General features: G+C 61.7%; 1 protein-coding gene. It reads right to left on the reverse strand.

Annotation, left to right across the window (positions count from 1 at the left end; all coding sequences use genetic code 11):
• On the reverse strand, positions 1-9,267 hold a 9,267-nt coding region (locus P353_RS23845; RefSeq protein WP_052085000.1), incomplete at its 3' end, for an Ig-like domain-containing protein.
• Positions 9,268-9,284: the final 17 nt, after the last annotated feature.

Genomic DNA, 9,284 nt, shown 5'->3' on the forward strand with positions numbered 1-9,284 from the left:
GTCTGTCACTCCTGCATTGTTCAGCGTGATCCGGTTGACCGTGCTCTCCAGGTTGACCGCGGGCGTGAAGGTCGCAGTCCAGGTAATGCCGCCGTCGCTGCTGCTAACAGCGCTCAAGGTGCCGCCACTAACGCTCAGATCGCTGTTGTCAAACCCGTCCACCGCTTCGCTGAAGGTGATGGTGACAGTGCTGGTCTCGCCGACTGCCAGGGCGGTATCCGCGACCGTGATGGTGGCGGTCGGGCGTAGGGTGTCGATGGCGTAGTTGTTCGAATCGGTGGTGCCGCTGCCGGCATTGCCGGCAGCGTCGGTGACCCCGGAATTGTCCAGGGTGATCAGGTTGGTGGTATCAGTGATGCTGGCGGTCGGCGTGAACGTCGCTGTCCAGGTGATGCCGCCGTCGCTGCTGCTGACCGTGCTCAAGGTGCCGCCGCTGACGCTCAGGTCGGCATTGGTGAAGTCGTTCACCGCTTCGCTGAAGGTGATGGTCACCAGCGAGGTCTCACCGACCGCAAGGCTGGTGTCCGCCACGACAATGGTCGCCGTTGGGCGCAGGGTGTCGACAATCACGCCAGACGTTGCACCCAGGCCATTCAGGGTCAAAACCAGGTTGTTGCCGGCAGCATCATGGACGCTGCCGGCATTGAGGTCGAGACTGGCACTGACGCTGATACCATTTGCATCATTGTCACCAGCCTGCACTGTGTACTGGAAGACCAGGGTCGAACTACTGCCACCCGGAACCAGATTGGCGTAACGTGTGGTGCCACCGACATCCAGTGCCAAGCGGGGCGAACCAGTGACCTGCAGGCCCTCGCTCGCATTGACGCTAAAGCTCAATACATCGCCAGCCTTGTAGCTGCCATTCGCCGGCAGCACCACGGTATTGACCACCGGCACCACAGCATCAACCTTGATACCCGAGGTATCGCCCACGTTGTTCAGAGTCACATTGGCATCGTTGCCCACCGTGTCGCGCAGAACCGCGCCGTTGAGGTTGAGCGAGGACCCGAGAGTGATGCCGTCGGTATCGAGCTGGCCCTGTTGGATGGTCAAACGGAATGCCAGAGTGCGGCTGTCGGTCTGGCCCTGGAAGAGTGCGAGCGCGGTCTGACCATTACCCAGGTTCACCTCGATGCTCGGAGGCAGACCGTTGCTGGTCAGCAGTACGTCCTCGTCCAGGGTCACGGTGAAGTCGAGGTTCTGCCCGGCCACATAGGTACCATTTGCGGGCACGGTGACGCTGGTGATGGTCGGAGCGACTCGGTCGATGCTGTAACTGGCACCACTCAGGCCGGCGTTGAGGGGGTTGCCCGCCACGTCGAGGATGCCGGTACCGCTGCCGTTGAGGTTAAGGCCCAGGGTTCCGGTCCCGGATACGCCGCTGACGGTGATCTGGTAAGTGCGCGCGTCAATCTGCTGCAGGACGCTCAGGCTGCCCGCGGCAGTGCCGGTGCCAACCAGGGTGAAGTCGTTCAGGTCGACGCCGCTGACGCCTTCGCTGAAGGTCACGGTGTAGCGCACGCTGCCGGCATTGCTCGGGGAAGGGTCGAGCGTGACAATGGCGCTGGGCGTCGGCGCCACGGTATCCACGATGACGCTGCTGGTGGAGCCGACGTTGTTCAGCGTCAGGTTCATGCCGTTGCCGGCCGCATCGCGCAGGGTGGCACCGTTGGCGAAGAGACCGGTCACGCTGATGCCATCGGCGTCGTTGTCGCCGGCCTGGATGGTGTAGTGGAACACCAGCGTCGAGCTGCCGGAACCCGCGACGAAGTCGGCGAACACCGTGTGGCCGCCGATGTCCAGGGCCAGCTTCGGAACCCCATTGACCAGCACCGCTTCGCTGGCGTTGACCACGAAGGCCAGGGTATCCCCGGCATTGTAGGGAGCACCAGCCGGCACACTGACGCTGCTGACCGTGGGCACCACCGCATCGACCAGCACGCCGGACGTGCTTGCCACGCTGTTCAGTTGGCCATTGATGACGTTGCCGACGCCGTCGCGCAAGGTGCCGCCGTTGGCCTGGATGGACGAGCCAAGGCTGATGCCATTGGTATCGAGTTGACCATTGGCCGCCACCAGGCGGAACACCAGTGCGCTGGTGCCGCTGCCACTGACGTACTGCGCAAAGACGGTGCCGCCGCTGTCGAGGGTCACAGCGATGCGCGGCGTACCGCCACTGCTGTCGACGATGACGTTCTCGTTGAAATTCACCGTGAAATCGAGGTTTTGCCCCGCCACGTAGGTGCCGTTGGCCGGCACGCCGACGCTGGTGACCGTGGGCGCTACGCCATCGATCACGATATCGCTGCGACCACCGAGGGAGTCTGCGCTGCCCACGGTCGGCAACGTCAGGATCGCCGGGTCGCTGTCAGCGTTGGCCAGCGCCGAGCCGTTGAGCTGCAGGGCAGTCCTGCTCTGGAAGTCCAGGTCGGCGCTGACGTCTCCAGCCTGCACGGTGTACCGGAAAGTCAGGGTGTTGCTGCCCGAGCCACTCACATAGATCGCATTGCGATCGACCAGGCCGGTTTCCAGCAACAGGCTGGGAACGCCGCCATTGAGATTGACGAAGACCGACTGATCGAACTGGACAAAAACCAGGATCTGGTCGCCCACCTTGTAGCTGCCATCCGGGCTGCCGGCGCTGACACTGACGATTCGTGGGTTGGGCTGCTCCACCGTGATCAGGATGAAGTCACTGTCGGTCTGGTTACCGCCGCTTCCGGACTGCCCCAGGTCGTTGCTGACGATCTGCAGCGAGGCCGGGCCGTTGTAGCCGGCCGTAGGGCTGAAGCTCATGCCGGCCAGAGCATGGTTGATATCGGCGAGACTTCCATCGAAGGTGACGGTGCTGTCAGCGGAACCACTGCCGACGCTGAACGCCAGGCCGGTGATGCTGCCCAGAGTGATCGTCCCGTTGACGGCGGTGAGTGTCACCCGCATGGTTCCACTGCCTACATCCACGTCCGAAACGGAAATCAGGTTGCTGTTGCCGACGCTGAAGAACAGCGTCTGGCCACCAAGCACCGACTGGCTTCCCGGTACGCTGTTCACCGGGGCGTCGTTCACCGGGCTGATGGCCAGGTTGAAGGTGCTCGACGCATACATGTTGCCGCCCATACCGGTATTACCAAGGTCATCGAGCCTGACCGTCACGGTAACAGTGCCCGATGCATTGGCCGCCGAAAGGTAGCTCACCGCACCGCTGGCGATGAAAGCGTTGATATCGGCCAGGGTGCCGCTGAGCACCAGGTGGTTGCTGCCCGAACCCGTCAGCGTCACGCCGCCTGCCGCCAACGCGCTGAAGGTGCCTTTGCCGGGCAGTACGCTGAAACTTGCCTCGACCTGCCCGGAACCGGCGTCGATATCGCTGAAGCTGATGCCGGTCAGCACCAGGGGTACGTCCTCGCTGCCGCTCACTGGGGACGACGGCACCACGGGGAGGTTCGGGACATCGTTCACCCCTTCGACGTGCAGTGTCAGGCTGCCGCTGCTGGTCTGCGCCGGGCCACCGCTGTTGCCCAGGTCACTCACGCGGACGTCGAGGGTGACGTTGCCGTAGTAGTTCGCCAGCGGCCTATAGGTCAGGTTGTTGCCGGCAAGGTAGGCGTTGATGTCGTCGACCCGACCGGTGAGGATCACGCTGTTCTGCGCCGAGCCAACTGCGATCGTACCGCTGACCGCCACGCTCAGGGTGCCGCTGCCGGCAGGGAGCGTGAAAGTGACCTGAACGCTGCCCAAGCCCGCATCGACGTCGGAGATGGTAATGCCGGTAATGCTGCGGGAGGAATCTTCAAGGAGATTGATAACACCCGGCAGGCTGAGCTGCGGGGCGTCGTTGGCGGCAGTCACGGTCACCGTGCGCGTGGCCACGGCACTCTCGAGCTGGCCATCATGCACGCTGAAGCTGACGCTGCGGGTGGAGGTGTTCGGGGTGTCCGAGCTGTTGCGGTAGGTCACCGAGCGCAGCGCCGCCTGCCACTGTGCAACACTGGCGCCGCCCACGGAGGAGAGAATCAGTCTGCCGGTGCTGGTGTCGTAGCTGCCGACGATGTTGCCCATGGTGGCCGGATTGTTGGTGAAGTCCAGCACATCCTCGAAGAACTGGAAGTTGCCGGTGATACTCACCGTGGCGCCGTAGAGCAGCGGAGAATCGCTGTCCGATACCGTGAGGCCGCTATCGACTACCACCGGCGTGGAAGCCACGTTCGCCCCTTCGACGAAAGCTGCACTGCCGCCGCTGCTGGTGACCAGCGGCGCATCGTTGACAGCGGTAACGGTGACGCTGGCGGTGTCGCTGACCAAGGAGAACGGCGTGGTGCCGCCGGCACTCGAAGCATCTACCTTGGCGCCCTGCTGGCCGGCAGTGGCGCCGCTCTGGTCCCACGCCTTGAACGTGAAGTTGGCGGTGGTGCCGTTGATGCCATCGGGAACGAAGCGCACCCGGTCGCTGCTGCGCAGCAGCAACGCATTGGCGGCGGAGACCGCTCCCACATCCTGCCAGCTGGCGCCGTTGTCCACGCTGTACTGCCAGGTGCCGAGGCCCGCGTTCAGATCGGTAATGGCAATCCCTTGCAGCGCGCCGCTGTCCACATCGCTGACGTTGCCAGTGATGAGGCTGGAAACCGCCTGCCCGGCATTGTTGATGTCAGTGTCGGTCAGCCCGTTCAATGACGGCCCGCTCGGGATCAACACCGGCGCATCGTTAACGTTGGTGACCGTCAGGCTAAAGGTCGTGCTGACGGTATTGCTGGTGGCATCGGTGGAGGTGATTTTAATACTCAGCACTCCCACATCGCCGTTGCCCGGTGTGCCGGAGAACGTGCCCGTCGCCGCATTGAAGGTCAACCACCCAGGCAGGGCGGATCCGTCTGCGAGGCTGGCACTCAGGGCTAACGTATCGCCATCCGGATCGGTAAAGGTTCCGGCCGGAACCGTGAAGCTCAGGCTGCCATCCTGTGCAATGCTTTGAGCCGGGATCGTCGCGGAAACCACCGGCGGGCTACCGGCCGCGATGGTCAGGCTGGAGGTGGCGGTGCTGGTGGCATCATCGTTTACCGTCACTGCAATGGTACGGGTCCCACCCGCCGGGGTGGTCGCCACGTTGACGTACATAATGGCGCGCAGCACGGTCTGGAACGCTTCCACCGTTGCACCGCCAGTGAGGGTCAGCGTTTGTCCGTCGCTGGTCACCGTAATGCCTGCCGCATGCGCAGCCAGGCGGGCGGACCGCGACAGGGTTAACGATTCGCTGCCGATGTTCTGTACGCCGCTCAACGCCAGGGTCATGCTCCAGATACGGCTGTCGCCGTCAGTCTGGGAAAGGGTCGCCAGCGAATCCGCAATAGCGACGCCGTTACTCAGCCCGCTGGAGACGCCTGCCGAATAGTCGACACCGCTGTTACTGCCGTTCAGATCGACCTGCGGCGCGTTGCCTGAAGCAAACTGCGATTCATAGGCGCCAATATCCACCGTGCCCTGACGGATGCGATCCAGCCCACGAATATCGCTATCACCGGTGACATAAAATTTGCTGCCTTGATTAATGGCGTTAGTGGCGCTGGCGGTCAGGCGTGGGTCGGTGGCGGAGATCTGGCCTGCAACGTTGATGCCAATCAGGTTGTTAGTGCCAATAACATTGAGAGCGGGGCTTATCCCACCGCCGTAATTATTCATCACCATGGCCACGTCGGTGGCGTTAATGACCGAGTTACGTACCGTCAAGTTCCAGATTCTGGCGTTGTTGAAGTAATCAAAAATGATCCCGTTTTTTTGCCCGCTGATCGTCACGTTATTGAGGGCAATAAGGGTATTGACCGGATTGGCCTGGTTACCCATGAGGTCAAGCGCGGCGTTGCCGATGGCGGTCGGGTCCGTGTAAACCGATTGATTGTTGTTAACGAAGGCGGTGTTGGTGATCGACATGGACACCGTTTGCATGGTGCCAGAGACAAAGAGCCTGATTACGGCGTCACCATTGGAGGTGCCGTACAGAATATTGTCGTGGAAATTGACCCGATCGAAATCGAAGTTAAATGTCCCGGCTCCCAGGTTGAACATATCGATAATGCCGTTACCCCAGCCATTATCTATATTGTTAGACATATCAACGTTGTAAAGGCGCAGGTTGGCACCGGTCAGGTTCGGCTGGAAGCCAATGACACCTCCGCTAACCTCATTATTCATGGTGGTGAAATTGGTCAGCGTCAGGTTCTGAATGGCGAAGGTGATCGACGAGGTGGCTATCTGGAAGCCGGAGTAACCGCCACCATTGAGCGTAAAGCGCTGGCCGTCAATCAGCATGGTTTGCGTGGGCGCGATAATCGAATTGGCAAGCGTGACGTCGGTCTGGAAGACGATGCGGTCAACGCCGAAGGTATTGTTGGCCCAGTACAGGGCTTCACGCAGGCTTAACCCGCCGCCGTCGTTCACATCATCCTGTATTGAATTGCCAAATGCGGCATCCGCCCCGGTGTCATTACCCGAGGTGACATACAGCGCGGCATTGCTGGTCAGCACGTTCACCGATGAGGTGAGGTTCAGCCCGGTGGTGTTATTGGTGCCGCCGCTGTCACTGACGCTGCTCAGTGTTACTGCTCGCGCCCCTACCGTCACGCTGTCGCTGCTGTTGCCGTAGCGTAACCCGTCTATCAGACCGGCGAGTTGGTCATTGCTGGCGCTCATGCCGCTCAGTTGCAGGGTAACGGTATTCCCCACGCGGGTGACGCTGTAGTTGCCGATGTCCGCCAGCGTACCTGAGCTGTTAGCGGCAAGGCTGATATTGTTGCCCGCAACGTTAATAAATTCCCCGCTGTCGGAGGCATTCGACACTGTTAACGTTAAGCCACTAAAGGTCTGGCCACTGTCGTTGGTGTTGGCGCTGACGCCCGCAAAAAGATCCACTGAACCGGCCATGCCGCCGATAAACACCGGGCTGCTGCCGGTTGCCGCCAGCGAAGGCGCGGTGCCTGCTGAGGCGGTGGTGGCATCCACTTTGACGACGCTTACCGTGCTATTGCCCGCAATGTCTCTCGCAACGACGTACACATCGTACATCGTGCTGGCGGCAAGGCCGGTAAGGGTCAGGCTGAAATCGTAGGGTGCGCTGTTGAGCGTCTGGCTGCCGCTGGCAAAAGCGGTTGCCCCGCTGGCGGTTTGCCCGGCGATCACCTGGGCGACGGTGGGAGTGCTGGCGCCATCGGGAACGACCACGTAATAGACGCCGCCGGCTTCGGTCACACTGCCGCTCAGGGTAAAGCCTCCGGCGGTGGGGTTGCTGGCGGTAGGCGCCTGATCAAATGTCGGGGCAATATCATCCGTAACGACCATCGTCACGACTTTTTCATAGCTGGCACCGCCGTCATCGGTGGTACGCAGACGTATGGAATAGGGCCCTGCCGACATGGTCGAGGCGTTAACCGCCTGCAGCATGTTGCCAGACAGCATGAAGAGGGCGTTATCGGTGCTCCCGTTTCCGCTTACCAGGCTATAGGTAAAGGAGGTGGAGTCCACATCCGTTGTCGACAAGGTGGCGCTGCCCTGTGATTGCGTCAGCACCGTGTTAGAGAGCGTGATTTGAGTCGGCGCATCGTTAACCGGGACCACCGCGACCACGCTGCTGATATTGGGGGCAACGGTGTTGTTGCTGGTACCGGAATCGGTCAACTGGGTCAGGGTGACGGTGCGCGCGGCGCTGCCCGGGTTATCGCTGCTGTTGCCGTAGGTCATACCGGAGAGCAGGCTGCTCATATCGGCATTGCTCAGCGTTGCCCCGCTCAGGTTGATGGTCGCCAGCCCGCCGCTCACGCTGATGCTTGCCGTGCCGTAGCCGCTGCCCAGCGAGACGCTGTTGCCGTTGCTCAGGGCAACGTTCACGCCGTGAATGGTCAGATATTCGCTGGTTCCCGCCACGTTGCTGACGGTGAATTGCGCGCCGGTGAAGCTCTGTCCGCTGTCGTGGGTGTCGGCGTTGACGCCGCTGAACAGAGTTACCGCGGTACCGTTCTCGGTAAAGGTCGGGTTGACGCCGGTGGCGCTCATGCTCGGGGCAAGGGTCGGGGCACGGACGCTGGCCGCATTGATGTTGTCGATGCCCAGGTAGATGACGCCCAAGCCGCTGGAGCGGGTGATGACGAAAGAGTCGACGCCGACGAAGTTGCTGTTGACGGACAGATCGAGGGTTTCGAGATTCGACTGACCACCAAAGATAGCGATGTTGAAGGACTGACTGGCACCCGAGACGGCCACGCCATTGCGGTAGCCGGTTACTAAGAGTGTGGTCTGCCCCTTATCGCTGAGCGATTGCGAGGCTATCGTCACATCGACACTCTTCAAATCGAAAATGGATCCGCTGTTGGAGGCCACCTTGAAGGACTGCAGCGGTTCACCGTCGAAGTTGCTGTCGGCGTAATAGATTCCATCGCCCGTATTGAAGTAGAGGTCCCCCGCTGCGATGGAAATATTGGTTGCCGTAGTGGTGGTGACGGTCACGTCCCAGCCCGAGCCTCGTGCGTTCTGCGCCGTGACGCCCAGGTTGCCTGGGCCGCTGGCGAGCGTAGTGTCGTTGCCGCCGCTACCAAAGTCGGTGGTACCGCTGACGGGTGCGCCGAGCACGCCATCGTAATCGCGGACATCGGCCAGGGCGAAGGGCAAGGCCGCCTCGATGCTACCGGTGCTGGTCTCCAGCACCCAGTCCCCACCCCTGCTCTGCGCACCGGTCAGGTTGGTAGAAGCAGCCACGTCAGCCCCGGTGCTCTTGGCCAGGGACTCGATGAAATCCCGCCCAGCGCCGTCGGCGCCGATCTCGCAGCCGTAGAGAAGAATGTCGCCATCGGCGTTCAGGGCCTTGCCGAGACTGGCCAGCGCCTGGCTGTGGCTGGCCAGGTTCTGGCTATCCAGCCAGAGATTGCCCAGTTGCACCTTGCCGGTGTCGCCGTGACTAAGGACATGTACGACATCGATGCCACTTCGACCGTCGAGATAGTCGGCAATCTGCTGCAGGCCGTCCTTGCTGCTGTCGAGCACCACCACTTCGGTGCCCGGTTTCAGGCCGCTTATCAACTGCTGATAGTCTTGAACCCGATTGTCCACAAACACCACTTCCTGGCGTTGTGGCGCTCCTGAGGAACCCTCGGTCATTCTCTGCGCTTCTGCGGTCAGTGCATGCCGCAGTGCGCTGGCCGTATCCACCGCGTGCTCCGCCCCCCCCGCCGCCGCAGCGTCCGTGGCCGCATGTGCCACATCCACCGCAGCAGCGCCGTCAAACATAAAGCGCTGCTCCAGCG

Source organism: Comamonas testosteroni (assembly GCF_000761245.1).
Classification (GTDB): domain Bacteria; phylum Pseudomonadota; class Gammaproteobacteria; order Burkholderiales; family Burkholderiaceae_C; genus Comamonas; species Comamonas testosteroni_C.